Annotated in this window: 31 protein-coding genes; 9 read left to right on the plus strand and 22 right to left on the minus strand. The window is 61.4% G+C overall.

All coding sequences use genetic code 11. The annotated features are described in order from the left end of the window. Positions 1-98: 98 nt before the first annotated feature. From F7R19_RS16725 to F7R19_RS16745, 5 genes are all read left to right on the plus strand, one after another. Positions 99-362, plus strand: a complete 264-nt coding sequence (locus tag F7R19_RS16725) for a hypothetical protein (RefSeq protein ID WP_102776391.1) — start codon at positions 99-101, stop codon at positions 360-362. A 92-nt stretch (positions 363-454) separates the two neighbouring features. Continuing rightward, complete coding sequence (locus tag F7R19_RS16730; RefSeq protein ID WP_150981374.1) at positions 455-829, plus strand: hypothetical protein; 375 nt, start codon at positions 455-457, stop codon at positions 827-829. 61 nt (positions 830-890) lie between these two features. Then, entirely contained in the window at positions 891-1,100 is a 210-nt protein-coding gene (locus tag F7R19_RS16735; protein ID WP_011886397.1) for a TA system antitoxin ParD family protein, read from the plus strand. Next, positions 1,100-1,378, plus strand: coding sequence for a type II toxin-antitoxin system RelE/ParE family toxin (locus F7R19_RS16740; RefSeq protein ID WP_011886398.1), 279 nt, complete (start codon positions 1,100-1,102; stop codon positions 1,376-1,378). The genes F7R19_RS16735 and F7R19_RS16740 overlap by 1 nt, the downstream gene beginning before the upstream one ends. Before the next feature lie 356 nt (positions 1,379-1,734). Continuing rightward, positions 1,735-2,901, plus strand: a complete 1,167-nt coding sequence (locus F7R19_RS16745) for an IS256-like element IS406 family transposase (protein WP_012212527.1) — start codon at positions 1,735-1,737, stop codon at positions 2,899-2,901. An 8-nt stretch (positions 2,902-2,909) separates the two neighbouring features. On the opposite strand, the gene F7R19_RS16750 is transcribed toward F7R19_RS16745, so the two are convergent. The 20 genes from F7R19_RS16750 to F7R19_RS16845 all read right to left on the minus strand — a co-directional run bounded on the left by F7R19_RS16750 (position 2,910) and on the right by F7R19_RS16845 (position 18,660). Further along, positions 2,910-3,332 (minus strand): group I intron-associated PD-(D/E)XK endonuclease, encoded by a 423-nt coding sequence (locus F7R19_RS16750; RefSeq protein WP_150981310.1) that lies wholly within the window; start codon positions 3,330-3,332, stop codon positions 2,910-2,912. Continuing rightward, on the minus strand, positions 3,329-4,591 hold the full coding sequence (locus tag F7R19_RS16755; RefSeq protein ID WP_150981311.1) for a site-specific DNA-methyltransferase: 1,263 nt from the start codon (positions 4,589-4,591) through the stop codon (positions 3,329-3,331). Before F7R19_RS16755 ends, F7R19_RS16750 begins: the two co-directional genes overlap by 4 nt. After that, positions 4,584-5,033, minus strand: a complete 450-nt coding sequence (locus tag F7R19_RS16760) for a D-Ala-D-Ala carboxypeptidase family metallohydrolase (protein WP_088861465.1) — start codon at positions 5,031-5,033, stop codon at positions 4,584-4,586. Before F7R19_RS16760 ends, F7R19_RS16755 begins: the two co-directional genes overlap by 8 nt. Next, a complete protein-coding gene (locus tag F7R19_RS16765) occupies positions 5,020-6,444 on the minus strand; it encodes a site-specific DNA-methyltransferase (RefSeq protein WP_150981312.1) in 1,425 nt (474 codons plus the stop codon). Before F7R19_RS16765 ends, F7R19_RS16760 begins: the two co-directional genes overlap by 14 nt. A gap of 430 nt (positions 6,445-6,874) precedes the next feature. Next, a complete protein-coding gene (locus F7R19_RS16770) occupies positions 6,875-7,267 on the minus strand; it encodes a DUF6362 family protein (RefSeq protein WP_150981313.1) in 393 nt (130 codons plus the stop codon). After that, positions 7,260-7,469 carry a hypothetical protein gene (locus F7R19_RS16775; protein WP_150981314.1) on the minus strand — a complete coding sequence of 70 codons (210 nt, stop codon included), beginning with the start codon at positions 7,467-7,469 and terminating at the stop codon, positions 7,260-7,262. Before F7R19_RS16775 ends, F7R19_RS16770 begins: the two co-directional genes overlap by 8 nt. A gap of 1 nt (position 7,470) precedes the next feature. Next, complete coding sequence (locus F7R19_RS16780) at positions 7,471-7,944, minus strand: crossover junction endodeoxyribonuclease RuvC (protein WP_150981315.1); 474 nt, start codon at positions 7,942-7,944, stop codon at positions 7,471-7,473. Between the two features lie 142 nt (positions 7,945-8,086). Continuing rightward, a complete protein-coding gene (locus tag F7R19_RS16785; RefSeq protein ID WP_150981316.1) occupies positions 8,087-10,399 on the minus strand; it encodes a phage/plasmid primase, P4 family in 2,313 nt (770 codons plus the stop codon). After that, complete coding sequence (locus F7R19_RS16790; RefSeq protein ID WP_146196978.1) at positions 10,392-10,736, minus strand: hypothetical protein; 345 nt, start codon at positions 10,734-10,736, stop codon at positions 10,392-10,394. Before F7R19_RS16790 ends, F7R19_RS16785 begins: the two co-directional genes overlap by 8 nt. Further along, positions 10,733-11,515: a PD-(D/E)XK nuclease family protein gene (locus F7R19_RS16795; protein ID WP_150981317.1), complete on the minus strand. Its 783-nt coding sequence runs from the start codon at positions 11,513-11,515 to the stop codon at positions 10,733-10,735. The genes F7R19_RS16790 and F7R19_RS16795 overlap by 4 nt, the downstream gene beginning before the upstream one ends. After that, positions 11,515-11,823 carry a DUF6511 domain-containing protein gene (locus F7R19_RS16800; RefSeq protein ID WP_223505884.1) on the minus strand — a complete coding sequence of 103 codons (309 nt, stop codon included), beginning with the start codon at positions 11,821-11,823 and terminating at the stop codon, positions 11,515-11,517. Before F7R19_RS16800 ends, F7R19_RS16795 begins: the two co-directional genes overlap by 1 nt. 134 nt (positions 11,824-11,957) lie before the next feature. Further along, a complete protein-coding gene (locus F7R19_RS16805) occupies positions 11,958-13,640 on the minus strand; it encodes a DEAD/DEAH box helicase (protein WP_150981319.1) in 1,683 nt (560 codons plus the stop codon). 12 nt (positions 13,641-13,652) lie between these two features. After that, positions 13,653-14,273 (minus strand): hypothetical protein, encoded by a 621-nt coding sequence (locus F7R19_RS16810; RefSeq protein ID WP_150981320.1) that lies wholly within the window; start codon positions 14,271-14,273, stop codon positions 13,653-13,655. Between the two features lie 14 nt (positions 14,274-14,287). Continuing rightward, positions 14,288-15,091, minus strand: a complete 804-nt coding sequence (locus F7R19_RS16815) for an ATP-binding protein (RefSeq protein ID WP_011886414.1) — start codon at positions 15,089-15,091, stop codon at positions 14,288-14,290. 1 nt (position 15,092) lies between these two features. After that, on the minus strand, positions 15,093-15,377 hold the full coding sequence (locus F7R19_RS16820) for a hypothetical protein (RefSeq protein ID WP_150981321.1): 285 nt from the start codon (positions 15,375-15,377) through the stop codon (positions 15,093-15,095). A gap of 5 nt (positions 15,378-15,382) precedes the next feature. Continuing rightward, entirely contained in the window at positions 15,383-15,865 is a 483-nt protein-coding gene (locus F7R19_RS16825) for a hypothetical protein (protein WP_150981322.1), read from the minus strand. Continuing rightward, positions 15,862-16,074 (minus strand): helix-turn-helix domain-containing protein, encoded by a 213-nt coding sequence (locus F7R19_RS16830; protein ID WP_011886417.1) that lies wholly within the window; start codon positions 16,072-16,074, stop codon positions 15,862-15,864. Before F7R19_RS16830 ends, F7R19_RS16825 begins: the two co-directional genes overlap by 4 nt. 206 nt (positions 16,075-16,280) lie before the next feature. Next, on the minus strand, positions 16,281-16,748 hold the full coding sequence (locus tag F7R19_RS16835) for a hypothetical protein (RefSeq protein WP_150981323.1): 468 nt from the start codon (positions 16,746-16,748) through the stop codon (positions 16,281-16,283). Continuing rightward, positions 16,745-18,193: a recombinase family protein gene (locus tag F7R19_RS16840; protein ID WP_150981324.1), complete on the minus strand. Its 1,449-nt coding sequence runs from the start codon at positions 18,191-18,193 to the stop codon at positions 16,745-16,747. Before F7R19_RS16840 ends, F7R19_RS16835 begins: the two co-directional genes overlap by 4 nt. Next, positions 18,190-18,660, minus strand: coding sequence for a DUF2924 domain-containing protein (locus F7R19_RS16845; protein ID WP_150981325.1), 471 nt, complete (start codon positions 18,658-18,660; stop codon positions 18,190-18,192). The genes F7R19_RS16840 and F7R19_RS16845 overlap by 4 nt, the downstream gene beginning before the upstream one ends. A gap of 32 nt (positions 18,661-18,692) precedes the next feature. Between F7R19_RS16845 and F7R19_RS29780 the strand changes: the two genes are divergently transcribed. After that, a complete protein-coding gene (locus F7R19_RS29780) occupies positions 18,693-18,890 on the plus strand; it encodes a hypothetical protein (RefSeq protein WP_170292601.1) in 198 nt (65 codons plus the stop codon). Between the two features lie 164 nt (positions 18,891-19,054). On the opposite strand, the gene F7R19_RS16855 is transcribed toward F7R19_RS29780, so the two are convergent. After that, the gene (locus tag F7R19_RS16855) at positions 19,055-20,011 is read right to left on the minus strand and encodes an ImmA/IrrE family metallo-endopeptidase (protein ID WP_150981327.1); all 957 of its coding nucleotides are present in this window, start codon (positions 20,009-20,011) and stop codon (positions 19,055-19,057) included. Continuing rightward, positions 20,008-20,334 carry a helix-turn-helix domain-containing protein gene (locus F7R19_RS16860; protein ID WP_011886422.1) on the minus strand — a complete coding sequence of 109 codons (327 nt, stop codon included), beginning with the start codon at positions 20,332-20,334 and terminating at the stop codon, positions 20,008-20,010. Before F7R19_RS16860 ends, F7R19_RS16855 begins: the two co-directional genes overlap by 4 nt. Positions 20,335-20,600: 266 nt before the next feature. Here F7R19_RS16860 and F7R19_RS16865 point away from each other — a divergent pair, with 266 nt between their 5' ends. From F7R19_RS16865 to F7R19_RS16875, 3 genes are read left to right on the plus strand one after another with little or no spacing between them, the layout of a single operon-like run. Then, a complete protein-coding gene (locus tag F7R19_RS16865; protein ID WP_150981328.1) occupies positions 20,601-21,836 on the plus strand; it encodes a hypothetical protein in 1,236 nt (411 codons plus the stop codon). Further along, entirely contained in the window at positions 21,829-22,803 is a 975-nt protein-coding gene (locus F7R19_RS16870) for a hypothetical protein (protein WP_150981329.1), read from the plus strand. The genes F7R19_RS16865 and F7R19_RS16870 overlap by 8 nt, the downstream gene beginning before the upstream one ends. A gap of 56 nt (positions 22,804-22,859) precedes the next feature. Continuing rightward, positions 22,860-23,084 carry a DUF2188 domain-containing protein gene (locus F7R19_RS16875; RefSeq protein ID WP_043291593.1) on the plus strand — a complete coding sequence of 75 codons (225 nt, stop codon included), beginning with the start codon at positions 22,860-22,862 and terminating at the stop codon, positions 23,082-23,084. The last annotated feature ends 587 nt before the right edge of the window (positions 23,085-23,671 follow it).

Here is a 23,671-nt window from a genome sequence, read left to right on the forward strand (position 1 = left end):
CGCCGCCACGCTGTTCATCTTCTTCCATCAAAGCCTTGGCTTTGCATCGCAGCAGCGCGTCAATGGGGTTATCGCCCAACGATTGAAGGAGCCCCACCATGACCCTCGACCTCGACACCCTCATGCGCCAGATGACCGAACAAAAGGCCAAAGACGCCTTGCTCACCGCCCGTTCCACCCTGGAGCGCAGCCTGCGCGAGTTGGACCATTACATCGAGCGGCTCGACACCGCCGAGACGCTGCAGGACAAATCGCAGGTAATGAACTGGGCGCTCAATGCGCTTGCCTGCAACATCACGCCCAACTTGCGGCTGGACTTGATCGCCAACGCGCAGGCCGAACTGGCCAGCGTCGCAAAATGATCACGGCCCGCAAAAATGATCCAGAAAGCCTTGGCTTTCTGATCGAACAGCGCGTGAATGGAGTCATCGCCAACACAGACACGGAGCCGACGATGACCACCACCCAGCAAGCAAAAATCCCCGCAACGCAAAATGAGTCGTGGGGCCTATTTGGGACCCTCGGCGAGCACGCCGAAGCCGCCTGGCCGATCGCGATGACGGCGATTTCGGACGCCACCTTCCAACCTCTCGACTCGGTCCGCGCATTCCTGGACAGCCGCCATGGCCGCCACTTTGCCGACGATGTGCTCAACGGCCTGCACGTCGGATCGGACCTGCCTGATGCGATCCACGCCGCCACCCAACGCTGGATGGGCTGGACCATCGGCCGCCTGACCAGCAAGCAGCACGGGATTCCCAAGGGGCTGCCCTACCTGACGGGCTTTGTGATTCACTGCGAGATCGTCGAAGAGGCACTTGCAGACTGACAGCCCGGGTTCCATTTTGGTCCATTATGGGCTATGATAGGCCCATTCAAAGGAGGTTCGTATGGCCATCAATGTCAAACTGCCCGAAGCCTTGGTTGAGACCGCCAAGCGCTATGGCACCATCGAGCACCGCTCGGTGCCCAAGCAAATCGAATACTGGTCTCAGATCGGCAAGATCGCCGCAGAAAACCCCGATCTTCCGTTCAGCGTCATCCGCGACATCCTGATCGCTGACCAGGAAGAGCCCGTGGGTGAGTACCAGTTCGGCTGATGCGCGTCCTTGTCACACCGACCTTCGAGCGCGCCGTTAAAAAGCTGCACAAGCAGCAAAAAGCCGCGCTTGACGAGGCAGTTCGAACCATTGTCGGCCAGCCGGAAGCCGGTGAAACCAAAGTCGGCGATCTGGCTGGCGTGCAGGTTTACAAGTTCCGCATGGGCAACCTGCTGTGCCTGCTTGCCTACCGCATTCTGGATGAGAACACGCTCAAGTTGCTGATGGTTGGCCCGCACGAGAATTTCTACCGCGACCTCAAACGCACCGAGCATTGACATGGACTCAGGAGGCGAACAATGCCTCCTGTCGTTGTCTCATCAAAACGCTATCCAGGGCGAATTCGAATTTCGCATCCTCAAAGTAGCGGCACTTGACGCCACCATCACCATAGCGGACCCCGGGTACCTCGCAGCGCAATGCAATCGTTGTGGGTATCGGCCAATGCATAGTAGGCAATCAGCCGGCGATCCAGGGCGACCAATGCAGTTGTGTATCGTTCTTTCTGTAAATTCCGTTTTGCCCGTGGCCTGCTGGGCGGGGAGCGTAGGCGCGTAGCGCCGGAGGTCACCGCCCAGCAGGCGGCACGACGGTGGGTCTGACGCCATGATTTCGAGAAAGGAGTGTCTCCCTCATGGCGATGCGTGTCGAAACGAATCCTTTGGAAGCCGCCTATGCCGCCCTGCTTGAAAATGGCCTGGACGGCGCCGGCGAAGCCCTGCGTATCCTCGTCAATGAAGCCGCCAAGATCGAGCGAAGCGCGTTTCTCGGCGCCCGTCCCTACGAGCGTACCGAAACACGGCGCGATTACGCCAATGGTTTCAAGCCCAAGACCGTGCTCACCCGGCATGGCGAATTGACCTTCCAGGTGCCGCAAGTGCGTTCCAGCGACTTTTATCCTTCCGCCCTGGAGAAGGGCACCCGCACCGACCAGGCGGTCAATCTCGCCCTGGCCGAGATGTATGTCCAAGGCGTCTCCACCCGCCGCGTCATCGACGTCCTGCAGCGCCTGCTCGGACCGGAGATTTCGCTTTCCAGCGCCCAGGTCAGCCGCGCTGCGGCCAAGCTCGACGAGGGACTCAGGGCTTGGCGCGAACGTCCCTTGGGTGAGACGCCTTACCTTTTTCTGGATGCGCGCTACGAGAAGGTCCGCCTGGAAGGCCGCATCGTCGATTGCGCGGTTTTGATCGCCGTCGGCATCGAAGCTTCCGGCAAACGCCGTGTGCTGGGCTGCGAGGTCGCCACCTCGGAAGCCGAGATCAACTGGCGCCGTTTCCTGGAGAGCCTCCTGGCCCGCGGCCTGAAGGGCGTCACGCTCATCATCGCCGACGATCATGCCGGACTCAAGGCGGCCCGCCGGGCCGTACTCCCCTCCGTGCCCTGGCAGCGCTGCCAGTTCCATCTGCAGCAGAACGCCGGCGCGCTCACTACCCGGCAGGAGGCCCGAAAGACGGTGGCCGCCCAGATGCGCGCCATCTTCAACGCCCCCGACCGGACGGAGGCCGAACGGCTCTTGAAGGCCGCTCTGACCCTCTGGTGCAAGGAACATCCGAAGCTTGCCGAATGGGCCGAGACGGCCATCCCTGAGAGCCTGACCGTGTTCGACTTCCCGGCGGCGCATCGCATCCGGCTGCGCACCACCAATGGCCTGGAACGGATCAACCGGGAGCTGCGCCGACGCACCCGGGTGGCGAGCATCTTCCCCAACCCCGATTCCTGCCTGCGCCTTGTCTCCGCACTGCTCGCCGAACTCGACGACGAGTGGATGACCGGCAAGGTCTATCTCAACTTCAACCCGTAACCCGAATGTCATGACCACCAATCCGGAAATTTACAGAAAAGAGGTTGCACAATCACCAATGCCAGCACATCAAAATCATCGCTGCTGTACCGCCGTCGCCCACCTTTTCCAGCTCGACGGGTGTGAAACACATAAAGCGGAGAGCCGCGGTTGAGCGAACCGGGTGTCTTGGGCGTCTTGGTGGATTTCACCTGAACCCGGATCACCCGCTGACCGATGTCAACAGCAATGTCATACGGCACGCCTTGTGATGTCGGGTACGCTACCCAACCATTGAGCAGCAAATCTGCCATCACCAAATACTCACCCGCTCGGCCAATCTCCATTTCGGCGCTGACCCGCAGGTTGTGGTGCCGAACAACAGCACTTTCGTCGATCAAGCCGTGGTCCTTGGGCTCAGCCACATCCAAGAAGCTGAGTTGCCTGATCACGCAGGAGCCTCTTGAATCGTCACCTCGTCAAAGACGCGCTGGCCGTCTTCAGAGATAGCCTTGCCGCCACTGAATTCCTGCCAACGGCGAACAATGACGTCGCAGTACTTCGGGTCCAACTCCATCATGAAGCAGCGGCGCCCCGATTTCTCGGCGGCGATCAGCGTGCTTCCGGATCCGCCAAAGCAATCGAGCACCACATCGCCTGGTCGGCTCGAATTGCGGATTGAACGTTCCATCAACTCAACAGGCTTCATCGTGGGATGAAGATCGTTGCGGGCAGGTTTTTTGATATTCCAGACGTCCCCTTGATCGCGATCGCCACACCAATGCCGACTGCTACCTTCCGGCCAGCCATACAGGATCGGTTCATATTGACGCTGGTAATCCGCTCTGCCCAGGGTGAAAGTGTGCTTGGCCCAAATGATGAACGTAGACCACTTTCCACCGGCCGCGCGAAACGCGGCTTGTAGCGTGTCAAGTTCGCTGGAGGACATCGCGATGTAGACTGCGCCATCGCAGTGGGGCAGCATCAGCGAGAGCGCATCGAAGACGAAGTCGTAAAAGCCCTCGCCCAAGTTGTCATTCAGGATGGGGCGGTGTTTACCACGCAACTTGTCTTTCGCGCTGTTGGCATAGTTGACGTTGTAGGGCAAGTCGCTCCAGATCATCTGAACGCGTTGCCCGGCGAGCAACTGCTCGTGGCTGGATGCCTGCGTAGCATCACCGCAAACCAGACGGTGATTGCCAAGAATCCACACATCACCAGGTCGGCTGATGGCGGTTTCGTTCAGTTCTGGAATGGCATCCTCATCTATATTGCCGTCGACCGTGGTCTCTTCGCCGGCCATGATCTCGGCCAGCGCGTCGACGTCGAAGCCGGTGATGTCCAGATTGAAACCATCCTCCTGCAGCGACTGCAATTCGATGCGCAGCATGGCGTCGTCCCAACCGGCGTTTTCTGCGATGCGGTTGTCCGCAATGATGAGAGCGCGGCGCTGGGTGGGGGTTAGGTGATCGAGGACCACTACGGGCACGGTGTCCAGACCGAGCTTCTGCGCGGCGGCGAGGCGTCCGTGACCGGCGACAATAACGCCATCAGACCCCGCCAGGATCGGATTGGTGAACCCGAACTCGACGATGGATGCCGCAATCTGTGCCACCTGCTCCTCGGAGTGGGTTCGGGCGTTGCGGGCGTAGGGCACGAGTTTTTCCGTCGGCCAGCGCTCGATGTGGGTAGACAGCCAGGGTTCAGACATGGACCAGCCCCGGTTCGTAGACGGTCTTGCCCTGGTTCAGCTTGGCCGTGAGCAATTGGGTGCGTTCGTTCGAGATGGCCACTGACAGATGCGTCCAACGTCCGAACTCGTGAATGATCTGCACGCAGGGGAGCTTCAACTGGCTGGCGGCTTGGCACACGGCCAACGGCGTGATGCCCGGCACGATGAGGTCAGCCGCACGCCCTTGCATGTGGTGACTGGTGGGACTGCCGCCAATGGCGCGGTTCAGCGCTGGCGAGCGGTAGCCGGAGGTAATCACCACCGGGCGCGCCAATTTGACGCGCAGGGGTTCCAGCACCAACTGACACAGCCGACGCAGGTTCTCGATGATTTCGGGCGTGGGCTCGTTGGCAATGCCACGGCGAGCAGCGGTTTCTGAAACCAGAAACTCGGCGAGTTCGAAATGTTCAGACAGTTGCATGTTCACTCTCTTGCCGACGCTCGACTTTGCGTTGCTCGTCGACGACCTCAAAGACTTCTCCGGTGGCGGCCAGGGTGACCGGCACACCAGGGAAGTTCTGTTGGAAACGGATCAGCGCCACATCGACATACTCCGGCGCGATCTCTACCGCGCGGCCGATGCGACCGGTGCGCTGGGCGGCCATCAGCGTGGTACCGCTGCCACCGAACGGTTCGAATACGATCTCGCCTTCATCGGTGTAGGCCTCGATGACCTCGACCGGTAGCGTCACCGGAAACACGGCCGGATGATCGATGTCCTTGCCGATCTTTCCCTTGTGGCGCATGACCCGGATGACCGAGTCGGGGATGCGGTAGTCCTGCGTCGGCTGGCCCGCAGCGGTCCAGCCATTGACTTGGCCATCCTTGCCACGCATCGCGGTCGAGGATCCGTCGGCGCGCAGGTGGGTCTCCTGGCCGGCAAACTTGCAGGGCACCGTCTTGTTGGGTTTGCGCGTCTGACGGTTGAAGTGGAAGATGAATTCGAAGCTCGGCGCCAGGCGTCCTTGCCAGTCACCGGGCATCCCTGGGCCCTGATCCCAGACGTACCAGGCAAAGCGCCGCCAACCTTGGCTGCGCATCCAGTCGAGCCATGCATCCCAATACGGGATGAACTCGTTGTCGCGGTGGATCAGACCCAGATTGACCAGCACCTGGCCATCGGCGGCCATGGGCACTTGCGCAAACACGCCGCGCATCAGGTCATCCCAGTCGGCAATGCCTCCAGAGGTGTAGTCGCGTTGGTTTCCATAGGGCGGTGAGGTGAAACACAAACTGGCCTGCTCGCCCTGCATCAGGGTGGAGATCACCGATGGATCGGACGCGTCGCCGCAGATCAGCCGGTGCGGACCCAGTTGCCAAACATCGCCCGGGCGAGAGATGGGCTGCTTGGGTGGTTCGGGAACATCGTCATCCTCATCGCTGGCCGGTTCTTCATCGGTATCGGAACCCTCCGTCTCTCCAATGTCAGCCAGCATTTGGGCCAACTCGTCATCGTCAAAGCCTGTCATCAGCAAGTCGTAACCGGCCTCAGACAGCTCGGCCAATTCGAGCGCCAGCAACTCGTCATCCCAGCCCGCGTCCAGCGCCAGGCGGTTGTCGGCGATCACGTAGGCCCGCTTTTGCGCCAGGGTGAGGTGGCCCAGTTCAATGACCGGGACCTCGGGCAACTCCAGCTTGCGCGCAGCGGCTAGTCGACCATGGCCAGCAATGATTCCGTTGTCGCCATCGACCAGGATCGGCTGGGTCCAGCCAAATTCCACGATGCTGGCCGCGATCTTGGCAATCTGCGCCGGAGAATGCGTGCGCGGATTGCGCGCGTACGGCAGCAGCGCGTCGATCGAGCGATATTCAATCTGCAGGTTTGGCTTCATGGAATTGAAAAACCCGCCGAGCGCTGCCGCCGGGCGGGTTGGAAATATTCAGAGGGTGGTAACTGTCTGGGGTGGTGGTAACCACGGGCCGGTAACCTGGCCGGGTGGTAACCTGTTTTTAAGGGGAGACGCTATCGAAATCTCGCGCTGTTGCCCCCCGCATACCGCTTTGGCCAGGAAGGACCCATCGATTGTCCGCAGGACTCCGCATTCATCAGATTGGCATCAGCCATCAGGCGTTTGCATCACTTCACATCTGTCGGGGTGCAAGGTTGCAGTCGGAAGATCACGCCCGCTGCTCACACCGCTGTCCTGACCATAGCTGGAACTGTAGGCCCAAACCGGGCAAAACGCGACAGGGGGTGTTTTGGCATCTGTCATCACCATCCCGCACCACCTCGCCCCCGCCATCGATTTGCCTCGACTTCAGTCAGTGTCCCTTGTTCAGGTGCAGAGCGACCAGATGGATGGCAGCGTCGTACCGCCGCTGTGCCGTTCTTGCCGCGCAGGCAAACCGCCGACCGATCTGCTCCCAACGATACCGGTTCGAACGCATCCACACCAGATGCCGCTGCTCCACCTCCAGCCACTGCACCCAGCGCATGGTCTCCAGCATCCGCTCCACGGCTTGGGGACTGGGGGGCATGGGTCGGTACAGCCGCTCGGGATCGGGGTAGCGCTCAGGCACCTGCATGACCAAGGTCATCCACGGGTTGAAGTAGCCGCCCGGTCTGACCCGGGGCAGCTTGTGTGCAATCTCGGCAGCCTCAGCAAACCGGGCGGCCACATCGTCCACAGTCCATTCGGTTCTGGCCTCAGTCATGGCGCTTGCCTCCATCACCGTAGAGGCGTTCACCCAGACGACGGACGAACTGTTTCTCCACCCAGTCGAGCCGTTCGTCGTGCTCGCTGACCACCAGGATGTGATCGGTGCGCCAGCCATCGCGTTTGACCGCGTCCAGATCCGGCGTGGTGGGCTGCAGATTGCCCAAGGGGCAGCGGTAGCGGTATTGGGGCACTTTCATGTCACACCACCTCTGTGGCCATCTCACGGGCCAGGTACAGCAAGGCGATGGCGTCAGCCTCGTTGTCGTCGGTCGGGGCATGTCCACGCGCACGGACAGATGCCACCATTTCGTCCTTGCTGGCGTTACCTTTACCCGTGGCGTGCTTCTTGATCGTGCCGACCGGAATGCCCTGGTAGGGAATCTGGTGGTGCTCGCACCAGGCAGTGAGCTGTCCCATGAATCCGCCGTAGGCATGGGCCGCGTCGACACCAACGTGGCGGCGGACCTCTTCGAAGACGACTTGGTCGATGCCGTCGTTGCACTGCTTAATGTCGGTGAGCCAGCGCTTGAACCGCAGAAAGCGCATGCCGCCGCCTTCGAAGCGTTGGGGTTTGAAGGCTTGGCTGCCACTGGTGATGCTGCCGTCACGGCTGGTCAGTGCCCAGCCGGTTTGGGTGCCCAGATCAAGGGCGAGGATGGTCATTGTGTTCATTGGTCACTCCATGCGTTTTTGGCATCTGGTGACCGAAGGTGACCCGTTTCTCGTTATCCGCTCGCGCCTGCGCACGTACACGTGTAGAGAGATAACGATATGCCGGTCACTTTCGGTCACCCACTGAGGTTTGTCGATTCGGTCAGTCGTCGCGATAGGGCATGTAGCCGCCCGGCTCGCGGGGTTTGAGCGACAGGCCTGACAGAGCTTTTGCCCCGCCATGCAGGCGTGTGCGCGCAAACCCACGGTTGATGAGTTGCTGGGTGAGCCAGCGGCTGGTGCCCACGTACTCGCCACGCCGCTCAGCGCGCTCACGCCAGCGCTGGTAGATCGCGGAAATCGCTTCCCGCGCCACAGGCGATTGCTGGCAGTCCTCGTCCAGGAACTCACCAATCGCGTCCTCCTCTTCGAAGTACTCATCGGTGGCATCGAGCACCTGCTGGGGCGGATCGAGCCGGCCCTGACGCTGCCACTCCAGACAGCCTTGAACCGCCCAAGCCAGGATCCCATCCCGTTCGGCCAGCAGTTTTTGCTGTAGGTGCTTGTCGCGCCTTTCCGGTGGGACGGTGATCGTGAACGGGATCAGGTGGAGGCGCCGCTTCATCGCTTCGTCGATGTTGCGGATAGCCGGTTTGTGATTGCCGGCCACGATCAGCTTGAACTGCGGCATGAACTCGAAAAAATCCTGGCGCATGAAGCGCGCAGAGATCTTGTCGCCACCGGTCAAGCTCTTGACCTTGGACTCGGCCCAGCGTCGCCCTTGCTCGGTTTCGATGGCGGCGACAAACCGGGCCCCACGCAAGCTGGCCATATCGGTCGGGTGCCGGTCTGTGCGGGCTTCCATGAACGTGTCCATGGGAGCATTGGTGGCGTAGTCGCCCAGGATGGTGGCCAGGGTGTTCACGAACACCGATTTGCCGTTGGCACCCGTGCCATACAGAAAGAACAGCGCGTGCTCGCGTGTCGATCCAGTCAGGGCATACCCTGCCATCCGGGCAAGATAGGCCTGCAGAGGCTGATCACCGCCCGTGACCTCATGGATGAACTGCCGCCAGGTGGGGCAATCACCCGCAGGGGTGGCCGTCGTGATCTTGGTCAGTCGGTCCAGACGGTCGTGGGAGCGCAGCACGCCATTCTTGAGATTCACCACGCCGCCTGGCGTGTTGAGAAGCCAGGGGTCGGCATCCCACTCGTCAGCGGTGGCGGCATGACGCCGATCGGAGCGTGCGAGCCGCTCCAAGCCAGCCACCGTGCCACTGCTGGCGAGTTTGGCGGCCACCCGATGAGAATCGGCCTTGAGTGCGGCCTCCCGACAGATCTGGCGCATCAGGTGGTGCGCCGCCAGAGTCTCCTCGGTTTGCCAGCGCTTGCCAGTCCAGAACACCCACTTTCCCCACAACGCGACATAGCGCCAGTCCTGGGCGTACCGACCCGAGAAGGTCAGCGCCAGTGCGTCTTCAGTGGCCCACACCGATTGCTCGGTCGGATCTGCTGCCTGCGTGATGGCTGGCGTTGAAGGCTGGAACTGGATGCGCTCACCGTGGGCAAGGAAGGCCTCCACATCAAAGCCCTCAGCAATGGCGTCGGCTGCGTCCCAGCCATCCGCACTTCCTTGGGGGTCTTGCGCCGTAGGATTGGACGGCGGCATCAACACCGCGCAGTGCTGGGCTCCTGCTGCCATGACCGCCTCGGCGGCATTCATGGCGTACTCCCAGCCGGGTTTGTCGCGGTCGGGCCAAATCAGGACATGCTTACCCTGAACGGGCGACCAGTCGGTCTTGTCGATGGGCGCGTTGGCACCATGCATCGCAGTGGTCGCGCAATGGCCAGCGTCGATCAATGCCTGGGCGCATTTTTCGCCCTCGACCAGAATCACCCGGTCGGCATGAAAAATGCCAGGTTGGTTGAACAACGGCCTCGGATCGGGCGGCGCCATCTTGCGGCGCTTGGCATCCCAAGGTCGGAATTCCTTATAGCCAGGGCTGGGCTCATAGCGATACACGCAGGCAATCAGACTGCCGTCGGCGGCCAGGTAGTCCCACTTGGCGGTGGCTGGCCCCAGTTCATCCACCGGCGCGCTTGCCTTGCGTTTGGCGGGAGGCACGACGGGGGCACGGCCGAGCAGCTCCCAGGCGAAACCCAGGACGGCCGCGAAATCACGATGCGTGTCCCAATGGCGGTGCGCAGCGATAAGCGCAAAGACATCGCCACCATTACCCGTGGCGCGGTCGATCCACAGGCCCGCCCGTTCGCCGTCCAGTTCAATTTCCAGGCTGCGGCCCGGACTGCCCAGCACATCACCGACGACGAATTTGCCGTGTGTCACCTTGCCAGCAGGGAACAGGGCAAACAGTACCCCCTCCAGTCGCGCCAGCAAGGCCGAACGCAGCTCATCACGTTCGGCATTCCCGTTGGGTGATGGAACAGCAGGGTCGTGGTCATTGAAATCAAGCATGGGCACCTCCTTCGTCGGTGTCTGCCGGATTCAAGTAGCCCGCCTTGATAGCGATCTCGCGCATGAATTCAGGTGACAAATCGACGAGGTCGCACCAAAGTTCCAAACGCCCGTCCTGGAAAAATCGCCGGGCCTCGGCACGCTGATGCTTCGAGGGTGAGCACAGGTCCACGAACGCCTGTTTGATCACGGCCACGACCAGTCGCGATTCCGGGCACACGACAGCCACATGACGCAGCAGCAGACGCTCCAGCAGGGATGCGCCGATCAGGGGCTTCTGGCGACGGGCGGTCACCGCCAATGCCTCGCTCACGGGTTGAGGAAGACGAGCATTCATGACCGCACCCCCGATGCGTTCACACCCTGCTCGCTCCAGCACCGACGTGCCCAGGCGCAGTACTTACACTCGTAGAAGCTCGGCTCAGACGCCACCCGCGGCAGCAATTCACCGGCCTCGGTCGCCTGGATCACCTTGACGGCGCGATCCGACATGCGCTGCGCCAGCGCTGCATCAAACGGCACCAGTTCCAGCCAGAGCTCCTGGGTGTCCTTGTTGATGGCGGTGAACAGCGCAGGCTGGGAGACGATGCCAGGAATACTCGGCTCCATGTACGCCTGATAGATCGCCATTTGCGCGGCGTAGATCGGCTTGGTTACGGTCACGCCCTTTTTGGCGGTATCGCGCCAGTTCTTGTCGTTCATGGTCTTGCACTCCCATAGCATGGGGAACGACAAGCCGAGTTCGACAGGGGCGCCAGCGATCACGCCATCGACATGCCCCTGGATGCGGCCACCCGCGACGGAGAAGCCAAATTGCTCGCCATCCTGCTTGCGGGTGTAGAGGTCGAAACCAGCCAGGCGCAGCCAGCGAATGGCCAGGTCCTCCATGATGTGGCCGACCTCAAAGATCCGCAGCGTGCGACCGGGCAACTCAGCACCGTCGTCCACCGGCGCATCGACGTACTCGTATTGCAGGGCGCGCTCGCAGGGCACACCGAGGCGTGAGGCGCCCAGATAGCGCCGGTGTGCCTGCTGGCTGCGCTCGGCTTGCAGGGCAGCATCCAGCAGTGTTGACACCTGTTCGTGAAATTTGGGTTGATGGTTCAGGTCGATCATCAAAATGGAATCCTGTGGTGGTCGCCACCCGTGCCGGCAGTGGCCTTGCGGCTGGCGAGTTGTTCAAAGAAAGTACGGTCACGCTCGACCATGCGTTCGTGCTCGGCCAACATGTGGGCCTGATAGGCGTCGACCACGACCTCCACCAGGCGCAGGACTTCGTCCTTGCCGTAATCGGCCAAGGGGCGATCCATGCCGATGGAAGCGACGTACTCGCCCAAGGGGCCGAGTGCGGATTGCATAGCGGCGAGCTCCATATCACTGGGATCAATCACGGCGTCCTCCTGAAACTGGGTCAGGCGCTTCATCAGTCGGCAGAAGGCGTTCTGACACCGCATGGAGCAGAACACCCACCGGTCGTTGTAGCGACGGGGGTCGGAGCGCCGCAAGCGCGGGTTGAAATACCCCAGGCCTTTGGCTTGGCGGGAGCACACGGCACATCTCACGCTACCTCCCGAAACTCGGCCATCACCGCATCGTTGGCCGCCGTCACCAGACGCTGAATGGCCGTCTTGTTGAACTGAAAGGTCAGCAGCGCCGAAGCCTGATAGCGGGTCAGGCTGAAATCCGCCCGCAACGGTGCAGGCAGGTAGCGCAGTTGCCCGGGTGTGGGTGACTCCTGCAGCCAGCGACGGGTCTTGTGGGCGGCATCGTCGACTTCCTGATCGTTGAGCCAGTCATTGGCCTGGGCCAGGCACACCGTGCGCTCGCCGGCGCCTAGCAAGCGGGCTGGGAGTTTTTCAGCGCCGCCGACTGCGTACCAACGTCCGCTCAGGAAGAACACTCCCGCCCAAGCCTTGAAGCCCGTGGCCAGCAACGCGCAGTCATCGCCAAAGAGGTCGCACCAGGCAAAGTTGGAGCGCTTGAGCAAATCGATTTCGGTCATCACAAAATCGCTGATCTGGTGACGCGTCTCTTCGATCTCCTTGGCAAAGCTGTGGCCACAGAGCGGACACTCGCGACTGGCCATCGGCACTTCGGCATCACACTGAGGACAGCGCTTGGTCGGCGCCTCGCCGTCACCAGCGAAACCGTCCAGATCGACTTCCTGCTCCAGACTGCCATGGCGCAGGGAGGCGGTGCCAAAGTCCAGCACCACGCAATCCGTCTTGATCACGCCCGGGTGTTCAGTGGGGTCGACCACGCGCAGGCCGCGCCCGACCATCTGGATCAGGGTCGATTTGTATGAACTGGGCCGCAGCAGCACGATGCAGGAGGTCGGGGTGTGGTCGTACCCTTCCGTGAGCACGGCCACATTCACCAGCACCATGACATCGCCGGTCTCATATGAGGCCAGGGTGAACTGCCGCTCAGCTGGTGTCATCTCGCCATGAACCACAGCGGCCCGAACCCCCGCCGCTTTGAAGGCCTGGCAGACGGCATGGGCATGATCCACGGTGGCTGCGAATGCAATGGTCTTGCGTCGGGCGGCATGCGCCTGCCAGTGCTGCACCACCGCTGCGTTGACCGGCGTGGTGTTCATGATCGATGCCACGGCATTCATGTCGTAGTCATCGGTCAGTTTGCGAACGCCGTCGAGTGCGTCACGCGTTCCGACATCGACCACGAAGGTGCGTGGTGGCACCAAATGCCCAGAGCGGATCAGCTCGCCCAACCTGATCTGGTCTGCGACATTGGAGAACACCTCACGCAGGCCCTTGCCATCCCCGCGATTGGGCGTAGCAGTCACGCCGTAAATCAGCGCATGCGGGTTCTTGGCCAGGACCGAGTCGATGACCTGCCGGTAGGTGGGGGCTGCGCAGTGGTGAGCCTCGTCGATCACCAGCATGTCCAGCGTGGGCATTTGCTCCAGGTTGCGTGCCAAGGTTTGCACCATGGCGAAGGTGGCCTGACCCGACCACGATTTCTGGTGGGCATCGAAGACCGAGGTGCTGACGTGCGGATTGACGCGGCCAAACTTCGCCAGGTTTTGCGCGGTCAATTCGTCGCGGTGCGCCAAGATGCAGGCCTTGGCGTCCGGATGTTGAAGAAACTCCCCGGCGGTGCCGGACAGGCAGATCGTCTTGCCTGCACCGGTCGGCGCCACACCGAGTGTGTTGCCATGGGCCTTGAGAGCCGTGACGCAGCGGGTGACGAATTCCCGCTGCCGAGGACGCAGCATCATGGGTAGTCCTCCTTATTGCGCCCAGGCAGGACGAGTGGGAACGGCCGGCGCCGATGTCATAGGGGGCGTACCGGTGGGAGCCGAAGGCGCTTGGCTTGGGGTGCGCATAGGCTGCCCCATCAGCACGGCATACTCTTTGTGATCCGGTTGAATGGCGGCCTTGATCACGTTCTTGTCGTCGCCGTTCTGATCCTTCTCGACATCAATGCGGGCGACAAACTCCACACCATCCAGATCGGCAAAGCCCTTGATGCGGCGCGCACTCTGCGCCTGTGGCGAGTTGTCTGCCGGATGGATGCCTCGTGCCGAGTTCAGAATGGCGCGCAGGAAGCTGCGGCCGATGTTGGTCCACTCCGGGCCCTTGGGACTGGACAGGCCAATCAGCCCGAACACCACGCGTTTGGCAAACGGTCCTTCCAGAATGGTGAACTTGGCGTTGAGATAGATGGCGCCGGTTTTGTCGGAACGGGTCGCGTAGCCGCCCGTCCAGCCTTGGCTTGGATCGTCATACCCACCCGGGCGAATGGCCATGATGACCTTGGCCAGGGTCTTTGGCGGGATCAGGGCGTACTCGCGCTGGTCCTCGGCATCGTTGAAGTCATTCCAGGCGGCGTTGTGGTTGTAGCTGTTCATGAATACTCTCCTGCTTATTGCGCGCGCGGCGCGGTGATCTTGGAAATGAGGCGGCCCAAATGCGGCTCCTCGACGACTTCCAGTCGTCCGGAACGGTCTTTGGCGGGGTAGCCCCAGGGATTGATGTGCTGGCAGACGAAGGCCCGATAAGGGGTGCCGTCATCCGACTTGAGCACCACCATCGAGATGACCTGATCGACAATGCCGGGCAGTTCCAGCGCGGCTTTGGAGCCTTCGATCTGAGGGCTGAACACCTTGCGGTTGAAGTCATCGAGCTTTTCGTCGAGGATCCCGACCAGCCAGATGTCCTTGTCACGGACATGCTGCAACTGGGTGAGCCACCCGACCAGTTCGCTGGCATGCAGGCCATAAGCACCACGCGTGTCAGGCTTGCCGGTTTTTTCGGAGAAGGCCTGTGGCTGCCCCTTGGCCCATTGGAGGCACAGCCGCCCCGCAACAGTGATCGAGTCCACAAAGATCAGCGAGTACTTGGCTAGCATGGCGGGATCGCCATACAAGGCACACACTTGGTCGTAATGCGCCTGGCTGTAGGACTGGTCGTCGCGCAGCGCGGGATTCGGGCCACCGATGTAGCAGGCCAGATCGCGGCATTCCTGCCAGGTGCGTGGCCGCACGCTGTCGCCGGGCCAATCCAGCACGGCCAGATCGCCGGCCTCCAGGTCAATGAACAGGGTGCGGGTCGCATCGGCGGTTTTGAGCAGCGTGGTTTTGCCCACACCCGAGGGGCCAAGGATCACGCCTTTGGAGCCACGCTTTTCTGCCAAGCGCTGCTCGGCGGTGATGAAGGGAAAGCTCATGTCATACCTCCCTACCAAAAATCTCGATGACCTTGTCCGTGCCGAGCGCACCCCGGGCGCGCGCCAGGTCATGCAGGCGGCGCAGGGAATGCAACTGGCAGGAGATCTCAGACGAGCGGGCTTCCAGCCCCTGGATGGCAAAGGCCAGGTCATCGACCGATGCTTGGTCGAGCGGAAGGCGGTCGATCTCGGTCTGCCCGGCGTGGCCCGGCACGCGGATGGTTTCCGGCAGGTCCGAAAGGGACAAGGTTTTCTTGCGCAGGGATTCGATGAGGTTTTTGAACATGGTCGTTACTCCGAAAGCAGGGCGAGACGGAAGCTGGGCTTGCCCACCTTCACGGTTCGTGCGGGAATGAATTGCTCGCGCAGGGCGCTCGCCCAGGCAGAGAACTTGGTCTCTGAGACGCGATAGCTGACATCGATGAATTCGCGGGGGTTGTCGCCATTGGCAGCAATGCGTGCTTCGAGACTGGCCAGCAGCGCCTGATCCCACTCGACCTTCTTGGGCAGGTCGGCCGTGATGCGCACTTCGCCGTCGTCGAAATGCACGACGCCGCTGTCTTTGCCGGCGACCAGGCGCAGGTGCTTGGCGCGCTCGGCGTACTTCAAGTTCAGGGCGTGTTCGATGTGATCGACTTCAGCCTTGGCAGTGGCCAGGCGGTCGGCGGCCAGCGTCTTCAGTTGGAACAGGCTGCGGGCATCGAATGCGGCCAGCTCGGTAGCCGGGATGGACAGCACATCCTGCTGTTGCGGGGGCAGATGGCGTTGGCTCATGCCACACCTCCCGCCATCACACGCGACGATGTGCTGCTGTGCAGACTCCTCGCCTCGTACTCCTCGATGTCCTCGACGCGGTAGAGGACGCGGCCCTGCAATTTCAGATACACCGGCCCGATACCGGCCGATCGCCAGCGCTCGAGCGTGGCCTCCGCGACATTCCAGCGCTCAGCCAGTTGGCGCTGATTCAGGTGTTTGACACTCACGTTGATCTCCTTTCAGGTGATTGCGAAAACGTGAGTGCAGTTTGGAATTCAGGGGGTGGGCAAACCGGTGGGCAAGGTGGACGAAGACGGTGGGCAGATCAGGCAATTGATGCCTGTGCCAGCATTCGGGTGAAAAAAATGCCTGCAGTGGGTGCAAGCAGACCGATGAGGGGTTGTGAGGCGAAGAGGACCGGGTTCTGCCGTGATCAGGCCATCGGCCGAAACCCCAGCAACCGTCGCTGCTCATCCCAGTCCACGGGCACGTCCGCCTGCCGGCCCCGGATCGCGTGAAGATTGAGGTGGCGCGGCTGCCGCCCATCCAGAATGGCCTGCACGATGTCTGGTGCGAGGCGCGTGAGCCGCAGCACCTCGGCGACCCAGCCTGGCTCCAGCTTCAATTGCCGCGCCAGTTCGGTGGCATTGGCGACCTCACCGCTGTCGAGCAGCTTTTGCCAGTAGAAAGCCTTGCCGATCGTGCGGATCATGGGCAAGTCGAATGATGATCGGACCTTGGCATCTTCCTGACCAGGGGGTGCGATCAACAGTTTGCGGGTATGCCGGCGCTTGATGGTCAAGGGGACGAAGGTCACCGCCGAGCCCTGACTCTGGTATTCACGCGACGGACCCGACACCGATATCTCGATCTTGCAACGTTGCGGGGTGGATTGGCTCATGCCATCACCTCTTCATCATGGCCGAGGTGCCCCATGGCGGGCGCCTCTTTCTGCTCCACCACAAAGGGGGGCTGGGCCAGTTCACGCCGGAATCTGTGCCATCCGTCTTCACGCCAGACGATGTCAAGACCATTCGGGTGCAGTTGCACACGCTCAATCAGCAGCCGCATGATGCGATGCTGTTCCACCGGGAACATCTGCGCCCAGATGTCACCGATGCGGCGCATGGCCACCACGACCATGGCCTCGTCGAGCCCGGGTTGCTCCTGCATTGCCAGCACTTCGCGCCACACGCGGATGATCATCTCGGGTTCCTGCAATACGCGCAGGACCTGCATCAACACAGCCGACTCGATTTCAGCGGCGGGCATCGGCCCCATGCTGCGCTGTCCGGGAATACGTGATGCTCCGGCAGCCTGCCGCTTTTCCAGGTAAGGGACGTAGTAGTGGTAACGCTTGCCGTTTTTCTTCTGCGTGTAAGTGGGCAGCATGCGCTGGCCGTCGGGGGCATAGAGGAATCCCGCCAGCAGCGCCGGCGTCTCGTTGTACCGGTCACGGGTCGTGCTGCGTTTGCGTTGTGCAATGATGGCGTCGACCGCCTCCCATTGCACCGCCGAGATGATGGGCTGGTGTTGGCCTTTAAAGACCTCGCCCTTGTGCGTGATCTCACCCAGGTACAGACGGTTGCGCAGCAGCTTGAACAGGTACTGCTGATCAATGATTCGACCGTGGTGAAACTTCCCGGTCTGGGTCTCCCAGGACTTGGTGGTGTGGCCTTCGACCTGGAGTTCGCGCACCAGACGCGCCGCCGATCCATGCTCGGCGTAACGGGTGAAGATCTCGCGCACCAGCGCCGCCTCCCTTTCGTTGACGACCAGCTTGCGATCCTTGACGTCATAACCCAAGGGCGGCACGCCGCCCATCCACATCCCCTTGGCCTTGCTGGCGGCAATCTTGTCGCGGATGCGTTCACCCGTGACCTCACGCTCGAACTGGGCAAAGGAGAGGAGGATGTTGAGCGTCAGGCGCCCCATCGACGTCGTGGTGTTGAACTGCTGGGTCACAGACACGAACGAGACGCCTTGCCGATCAAAGACTTCCACCAGCCTCGCGAAATCCGGGAGGCTGCGCGTCAGGCGGTCGATCTTGTAGACCACGACGATGTCGATCTTTCCGTCCTCGATGTCAGCCATCAATCGGCGCAGCGCGGGCCGCTCCATGTTGCCGCCCGAGAAGCCACCGTCGTCATAGCCATCGGCCACGGCAATCCAGCCCTCGTGGCGCTGACTGGCAACGTACGCAAGCCCGGCGTCACGCTGCGCCTCCAAGCTGTTGTATTCCATGTCCAGGCCTTCATCGGAGGACTTGCGGGTGTAGACCGCACAGCGCCGCTTGGGGGTGGTGGCAGGTGTTTGCGTGTTTGGATAGGGGGTGGGTTTTCTCATGCCAAGGCCCCCTGGCGCTTGGACGCGGGTTGGCGCAGTCCGAAGAATGCCGGTCCCGACCAGGCGGTGCCGGTGATGGCCTTGGCCACCCCGGACAAGCTCTTGTAGGCGCGGGCCTGGTATTCGAAACGCCCGTCATCCAGGACTTTGACCTGATGGGCAATCCCGTTGTGCTCGCGGATCAGGGTGGCGCCCGGTGCGAGCTGGTTTTCTGCTCTGCGCTTCTGGTTGGGTACCTCGCCGGTTTCACCGATTTTTTCCAGACGGCGCTTCAGCGATTGCGACATCGCGCCGAAGGCCTCTTCCTGGATCTTGTATGCCAGCCGGCTTTCCAGCCAGGTGCGGTGATGATGGCCAGGGCGGCGATCGAAATATTGATCCCAGAGCGCCCAGAGGTTTTCCATCGGCAGGTAGGGCAATTGCGCGAGGCGCGCAGCGACCGTTTCTTTACTTGCGTGTGTCGTCATACGGAAACTCCTTCTTGTTGAGACGGGTTCGTATGAACGCGCTGGTGGCCAGTAAAGCCAAGCGCAATGTCGCTAGTAGTGGCTTCATGCTGACACTGGGTTTCTGCTGGGATGCGCGTGCGGGCGCGGAGAATGCTGGCGGCGAGCAACTGCGCGATTTCCTGGCAAGGGGGGCGCCCATGCTCACGGGTATCGCGATGGGCGGGATTGGAGTGGTGTTCGATGGGTGACATGGCAGGCTTTCGTGATGAAAAACTGCCACCATTTCACCGGCAAGCCACAGGAATTCCGAGCAGGAAATTACGGCCCGTTGCGGGCAGTTGCGAACAAGGGCGAATGTTTGCCGAAGGTCGCGTGCTGGTGACAAAAGTCAGTCAGCTCGGCTGGCATGTCGTCAGCGCACTGGCGGCTGACCTTTGCGCACAAACCGATCGAAGGTGTTTTCAAGGCCATCGTCGTCATCGTCCGTTTTGTCGCGCTCCCAGGGCTTGACCTCGGGCGGAAGGACCAGCAGCGTCATCGTTTGACGGTAGAAATCAGACGCAATGCGCATCTCCCGCGCCACCATGCCCTCGGGCTCCTGCGCAAACCAGATGCGCGCATCAATCGCAGTGCCCAGTCGATCGACCTTGGTGTCGGTGTCCAAGCGGGTCGCACTCATGGCAGGCACTGGCCGTCGCTGACCATTGGCCAGCCGCTTGTTCAGATGCATGGAGAGCCACTTGCCTGACTCGCTGCCGCAAGCCCACTGAACGACCCCGTTCTGCGACATGACCAGCACCGCACGCTGTGGTGTGAGCTCCAGCCACTTGAGGATGGCCGACGTCATGGACACACCATACCGATCCGCACACGCGCCGAGCACGTCCAGATCGATGGTCGCCCCCTGGATCTGCCGACGGTAATCATCCGCAGGCATCAGCAGGTAGGACGCAAAGGTGTTCGCCTCGAACTCAATCTTGCGCTCGTCGCTGTCCCACTGAGTGGTGTCCACCTCGCTGCAATTGAAAGACGTCTGCAGATGGCGATGCACCAGGTAATGCCCCAGCTCGTGTGCCAGCGTGAAGCGGATTCGCCCCGGTGAGCTGATCGCCTGGTTGTAGATAATGGCCCAGTTGCCCTTGCCCGGCGCATCGGCATTCAGGTTGAACAGCGCCCCCTCGAACTCCGGGTCCATCGCCTCGCCCTGAATGGTGATCGGCTCGCCAGTCTGGAACGTGCCCGGCACTTCCCGAATCAGCGCTTCTACATCGACCGGGAAACGGTCGCCACCATGGACGGCGTGAAACTGATCCAAGAGCTTGTTCAGCCGGTTGGCCCAAGGCGCCGGCTTGTTGGGCGGGGCACTCATCCTTGGGTTTTCTTGAGGGTCTTCAGGATCTCAAGGAGCTGATGCTTGGTCTCGGGTTTGAGCGTCTTGTAGTTTCGGAAGAACGCCTTGTCGAAAGCATCCTCCGGCTGGTCTGCCTGCTCGTTGTGGGCCAGGAACTCGGGCGTGACGTTCAGGACAGCGGCGATGCTGGCCAGTTTTTCCATGGTGGGGTTGGCATCGTCGTTGTTCTCCAACTCCCACAGATAGCTCTTGCTCATGCCAGCTGCGGCGGCCAGTGCGTCGAGACTCAACTTCTGCTCACGGCGCAACCTGCGAATTTTGTCACCCAGTGGGGTTGCCACGGTTTCTCCTGTGTTCTCTCAGCCCCACACGAATAGGGGACGGGTAGCGTTTTGCACAGACCGAGATATTACGTTATTTCGAACGAATCCGCACCGGCTTGACAACACAATCATCCACCGCTAAATTCCATCAAACACCCGATATAGCGAACAAAACCATTTTGCTTTGTTGTGCGATACGGTGTTGAGAATAGTGTATCCAACCCAGGCCTCTCGCGCACACAAGCAGTCATCGGCACGGCGGCCCAGCAAATAGGAAAAACAAGATGGCCGCCTTCAACTATCGTCAACTCATCCGCCAAATCCCTGCACGGACTTGGGCGTTTTACTTTCAGTCTCGCAAGCTGGAACTGCCCGGCGAGCTTGCCGGCGACAAGCTGGTCAGCACCGTCATCGACATCATCGATGCCTTGCCTGCGGCCCAGGGTGCGGCGGTGTATGCCGAACTGCGGCGCGTGCATGCCCTGGCCAACGGACGCGGGATCGATGCCCTGCGCAACACCGCCCCACCGGACTCGGCGATCCATGAGGATTTCACGAAGTTCTCCAGCGATGCCGAGCGCGCCTTGTGGGTCATGGCCAACTGGCCCGATCTGTTCGCCACCGCCGAGGCCATCTACGCCGTCAGCCTGCGCATCGGCAAGCGTGGCTGGAAACGCTTGCAAGTGCCGCCGGTCGATGCGCTGTTCCGTGGCCAGGAAGACATTCGCGCCCTCGAGGTGGCACTGGCCACCGCATTCACGCCGCGCAAGGGGACGCCACGCGCCTGTCAGATCGACACCTTGGATCGTCATCTGGATGGTGGCGTGCAACTGGGCATCCTCATCGAGGACAACGCCCAGCGTCAGCTGGAATTTGGCGACGACAACCGGGCGCACTGGCGTGACGTCCGGCCACCCATGGCGATGGATGTCGTCATCTACCCGGCCAGCGGTGTGATTGATGTGCTGGCGCCCGGTGGTGCCAAGACACAGCAGACCTTGCTGGAGCACCTCGGCAAGCATGTCTTCAAGAAAGTACTGCAGCCCACGGATGTCGAGAAGCCGATGTTTTTCCTGAATCGTCTGCGGGATGGCTTCGAGCTTTTCGATGACAGCGAATGTGACCTGGCGGCACACCGGGTTGAGCGCATCCGTTTGTCACAGGCGAAAGTGCGGGCCATCCATCCCCCGATCTGCGACTACCAGATCAAGCCGCCGGGGGAGAAAGACGCGCCCGATGTGCTGGCCTGTCTCGCTGCCCAGCAAATCAGTCCCATCCTGATGGGACAAGGCTTCAACATCATCGACGCCGTGGTCTCGCTGTACTTCGAGCCGCTGCAGCCGGGAAAAGCCAGCCGTGTGCTGCACATCGATCTCAAGCAAAGCGGGATCAGCAATCTGCGGGACATGGAAGAGGCTGACGCCCGGCTGGTGGAATCGCTGCTGCGCGCACTGGGTGTCATGCAATCACCCGCGACGGCCAAGCTGGCGGAGGAAGCCGAAGGAGTCATGCATGAATGAGGTGGTCGCGGTCATGAACGACCAAGGGCTGGCCGAGATCTGCCGCCTGCTCGAGCGTGAAGACATGCTGATCTCTCCTGACGCGGTCTGGCTTTCGAGTCGGCCCGGTTTCTATGGTCATCTGCTGGCCCTGGATGCCATCGCCATCAGCCGCGAGCGTGCAATGGACATCCTCTGCCCGGAGTGCGGCACGAAGTCCATGCGGCCGCAGCCACACGACGCGCCAGAGTCGCCACCCTATCGCGGCTACTGCCCGGAATGCGGGTGGGTCGGTCTGGCGAATCAACAGGCGCACTTTTGGCAGGTGCAGCCCCAGAAGCTGGCCAGGTGGTTGTCAGCAGGATTGGGGCTGGCCCCGCGTTATGCCGTCGAGCCGATCGTGGACAACGTCTTGTGGCGGCTGGGTGAGTTCGAACATCGACGCCGGCGGCACACGGTTTTCTTTGGACGTCGCCTGAGCGCGATGTCCGATCAGGTGGCAGCCAAGCTGGCGCAATTGGTGGCGCCCGGCGCTGAGGTGATCATCACGGCGGGAGAGCCTGCGTCCTTGCTCGGTACCGCCTTGGGCGATCGCCTGTTGGTGCCGCTGCGGGCCATTGCCCACATCCGCAAATCCGGGCTGGTGATCGAGAACCTTGAGGCATATCTGACCCGTCCAGCACCGGTGCAGGAATCGACGGAGACGTCCCTGCGACTGATGCACACCCAGCGCGTGGCGCTGATCAATGGTGAGCCGATCGACCTCTCACCTCAGGTCTATCTCTTCCTGAAGATCCTGGAGGACGCCGATGGCGACGAAGTGCACAAGCGGCACATGGCCGAAGGGCTTGGCCTTGAGCCTGGCACCAGCTTCCGGACGGCAGACATTTTCAAACGCCACAAGCAGGTCTACATCACCTTTGTCGACAAGGACGACAAGGGGCACTACTGGCTCAAGCCTGACTTCCTGATCTTGGAAAGGGGGTGACTCGGCAGCCAATACCCCGACTTCCAGCATCCACCCAACTTTGAAAGGATTTTGAAATGGCCGGTAAAAACCAACATGTAGTGAAGCGCGACGACGGCTGGGCCGTGCGTGGCGCAGGCAATCAGCGAGACACCTCGCATCACCGCACCCAGTCCGAGGCCGAGCGGGCCGCCCGTGACATCGCCATCAACCAGCGCAGCGAGGTGTTGATTCATGGCGAGAACGGTCGTATCCGTGAGCGCAACAGCTACGGCAACGATCCACACCCGCCCAAGGGCTGACGATCGCTGCCCTGAAATCATCGGGTTCGACTATTGCAGTAAGTGGTCCATGCGTCGAACCCGATGCGGTGCATCAATGGCAAGCGCTTGTCACGACAGGGTTTCTGCGTGCGCTCGGCTGGCGAAGTTCTGGCCGATTTTTTGAGAACAGAGACCAAAAAAGAGTCAAACTTGGCGGGTCGGTGGGCGCTTTCTGGCCGGCGCGATATGGCCTGTGGCACACGCAAAATCGGCAGAATCCCCGCACAGTGTGGGGAAAGCACAGATGTGAAAAAGCCCAACCGAGAAGGGTTGGGCTTTGAAAGTGGTGGCCTGGGACGGAATCGAACCGCCGACACAAGGATTTTCAAAACGTGCTACCGATTCGAGGGTCACGCCAGGCAAGGCTTTGCAGGCTGTTAAGAAACGCAAAGCAGCCTAAATCCTGTCACAACCCGGCACATTGACGGCACATCCCGTTTCAATGCCGGCACACCGCGCCAAGTCGGGCGTCCGCGCGACTTCCTTACGGGCACCTTGTCCAACCTGCCTTGCCTCCAGCGCGTTACAATTCCGCCGTTTGTGCCGAGGTTGCCGGCCACCGGTAG

The sequence above is a fragment of the Cupriavidus pauculus genome (assembly GCF_008801835.1).
GTDB classification, from domain to species: domain Bacteria; phylum Pseudomonadota; class Gammaproteobacteria; order Burkholderiales; family Burkholderiaceae; genus Cupriavidus; species Cupriavidus pauculus.

Coding starts and splice junctions, on each gene's coding strand:
- F7R19_RS16840 (WP_150981324.1), bottom strand. CDS start 18,193: ATGAGAAAACCCACCCCCTATCCAAACACGCAAACACCTGCCACCACC.
- F7R19_RS16735 (WP_011886397.1), top strand. CDS start 891: ATGGCCATCAATGTCAAACTGCCCGAAGCCTTGGTTGAGACCGCCAAG.
- F7R19_RS16785 (WP_150981316.1), bottom strand. CDS start 10,399: ATGCTTGATTTCAATGACCACGACCCTGCTGTTCCATCACCCAACGGG.
- F7R19_RS16825 (WP_150981322.1), bottom strand. CDS start 15,865: ATGAGCCAACGCCATCTGCCCCCGCAACAGCAGGATGTGCTGTCCATC.
- F7R19_RS16875 (WP_043291593.1), top strand. CDS start 22,860: ATGGCCGGTAAAAACCAACATGTAGTGAAGCGCGACGACGGCTGGGCC.
- F7R19_RS16845 (WP_150981325.1), bottom strand. CDS start 18,660: ATGACGACACACGCAAGTAAAGAAACGGTCGCTGCGCGCCTCGCGCAA.
- F7R19_RS16815 (WP_011886414.1), bottom strand. CDS start 15,091: ATGAGCTTTCCCTTCATCACCGCCGAGCAGCGCTTGGCAGAAAAGCGT.
- F7R19_RS16805 (WP_150981319.1), bottom strand. CDS start 13,640: ATGATGCTGCGTCCTCGGCAGCGGGAATTCGTCACCCGCTGCGTCACG.
- F7R19_RS16775 (WP_150981314.1), bottom strand. CDS start 7,469: ATGAAAGTGCCCCAATACCGCTACCGCTGCCCCTTGGGCAATCTGCAG.
- F7R19_RS16810 (WP_150981320.1), bottom strand. CDS start 14,273: ATGAACAGCTACAACCACAACGCCGCCTGGAATGACTTCAACGATGCC.
- F7R19_RS16790 (WP_146196978.1), bottom strand. CDS start 10,736: ATGAATGCTCGTCTTCCTCAACCCGTGAGCGAGGCATTGGCGGTGACC.
- F7R19_RS16770 (WP_150981313.1), bottom strand. CDS start 7,267: ATGACTGAGGCCAGAACCGAATGGACTGTGGACGATGTGGCCGCCCGG.
- F7R19_RS16730 (WP_150981374.1), top strand. CDS start 455: ATGACCACCACCCAGCAAGCAAAAATCCCCGCAACGCAAAATGAGTCG.
- F7R19_RS16765 (WP_150981312.1), bottom strand. CDS start 6,444: ATGAAGCCAAACCTGCAGATTGAATATCGCTCGATCGACGCGCTGCTG.
- F7R19_RS16800 (WP_223505884.1), bottom strand. CDS start 11,823: ATGAAGCGCCTGACCCAGTTTCAGGAGGACGCCGTGATTGATCCCAGT.
- F7R19_RS16740 (WP_011886398.1), top strand. CDS start 1,100: ATGCGCGTCCTTGTCACACCGACCTTCGAGCGCGCCGTTAAAAAGCTG.
- F7R19_RS16755 (WP_150981311.1), bottom strand. CDS start 4,591: ATGTCTGAACCCTGGCTGTCTACCCACATCGAGCGCTGGCCGACGGAA.
- F7R19_RS16855 (WP_150981327.1), bottom strand. CDS start 20,011: ATGAGTGCCCCGCCCAACAAGCCGGCGCCTTGGGCCAACCGGCTGAAC.
- F7R19_RS16835 (WP_150981323.1), bottom strand. CDS start 16,748: ATGAGCCAATCCACCCCGCAACGTTGCAAGATCGAGATATCGGTGTCG.
- F7R19_RS16820 (WP_150981321.1), bottom strand. CDS start 15,377: ATGTTCAAAAACCTCATCGAATCCCTGCGCAAGAAAACCTTGTCCCTT.
- F7R19_RS16865 (WP_150981328.1), top strand. CDS start 20,601: ATGGCCGCCTTCAACTATCGTCAACTCATCCGCCAAATCCCTGCACGG.
- F7R19_RS16725 (WP_102776391.1), top strand. CDS start 99: ATGACCCTCGACCTCGACACCCTCATGCGCCAGATGACCGAACAAAAG.
- F7R19_RS16870 (WP_150981329.1), top strand. CDS start 21,829: ATGAATGAGGTGGTCGCGGTCATGAACGACCAAGGGCTGGCCGAGATC.
- F7R19_RS16745 (WP_012212527.1), top strand. CDS start 1,735: ATGGCGATGCGTGTCGAAACGAATCCTTTGGAAGCCGCCTATGCCGCC.
- F7R19_RS16780 (WP_150981315.1), bottom strand. CDS start 7,944: ATGAACACAATGACCATCCTCGCCCTTGATCTGGGCACCCAAACCGGC.
- F7R19_RS16795 (WP_150981317.1), bottom strand. CDS start 11,515: ATGATCGACCTGAACCATCAACCCAAATTTCACGAACAGGTGTCAACA.
- F7R19_RS16760 (WP_088861465.1), bottom strand. CDS start 5,033: ATGCAACTGTCTGAACATTTCGAACTCGCCGAGTTTCTGGTTTCAGAA.
- F7R19_RS29780 (WP_170292601.1), top strand. CDS start 18,693: ATGAACGCGCTGGTGGCCAGTAAAGCCAAGCGCAATGTCGCTAGTAGT.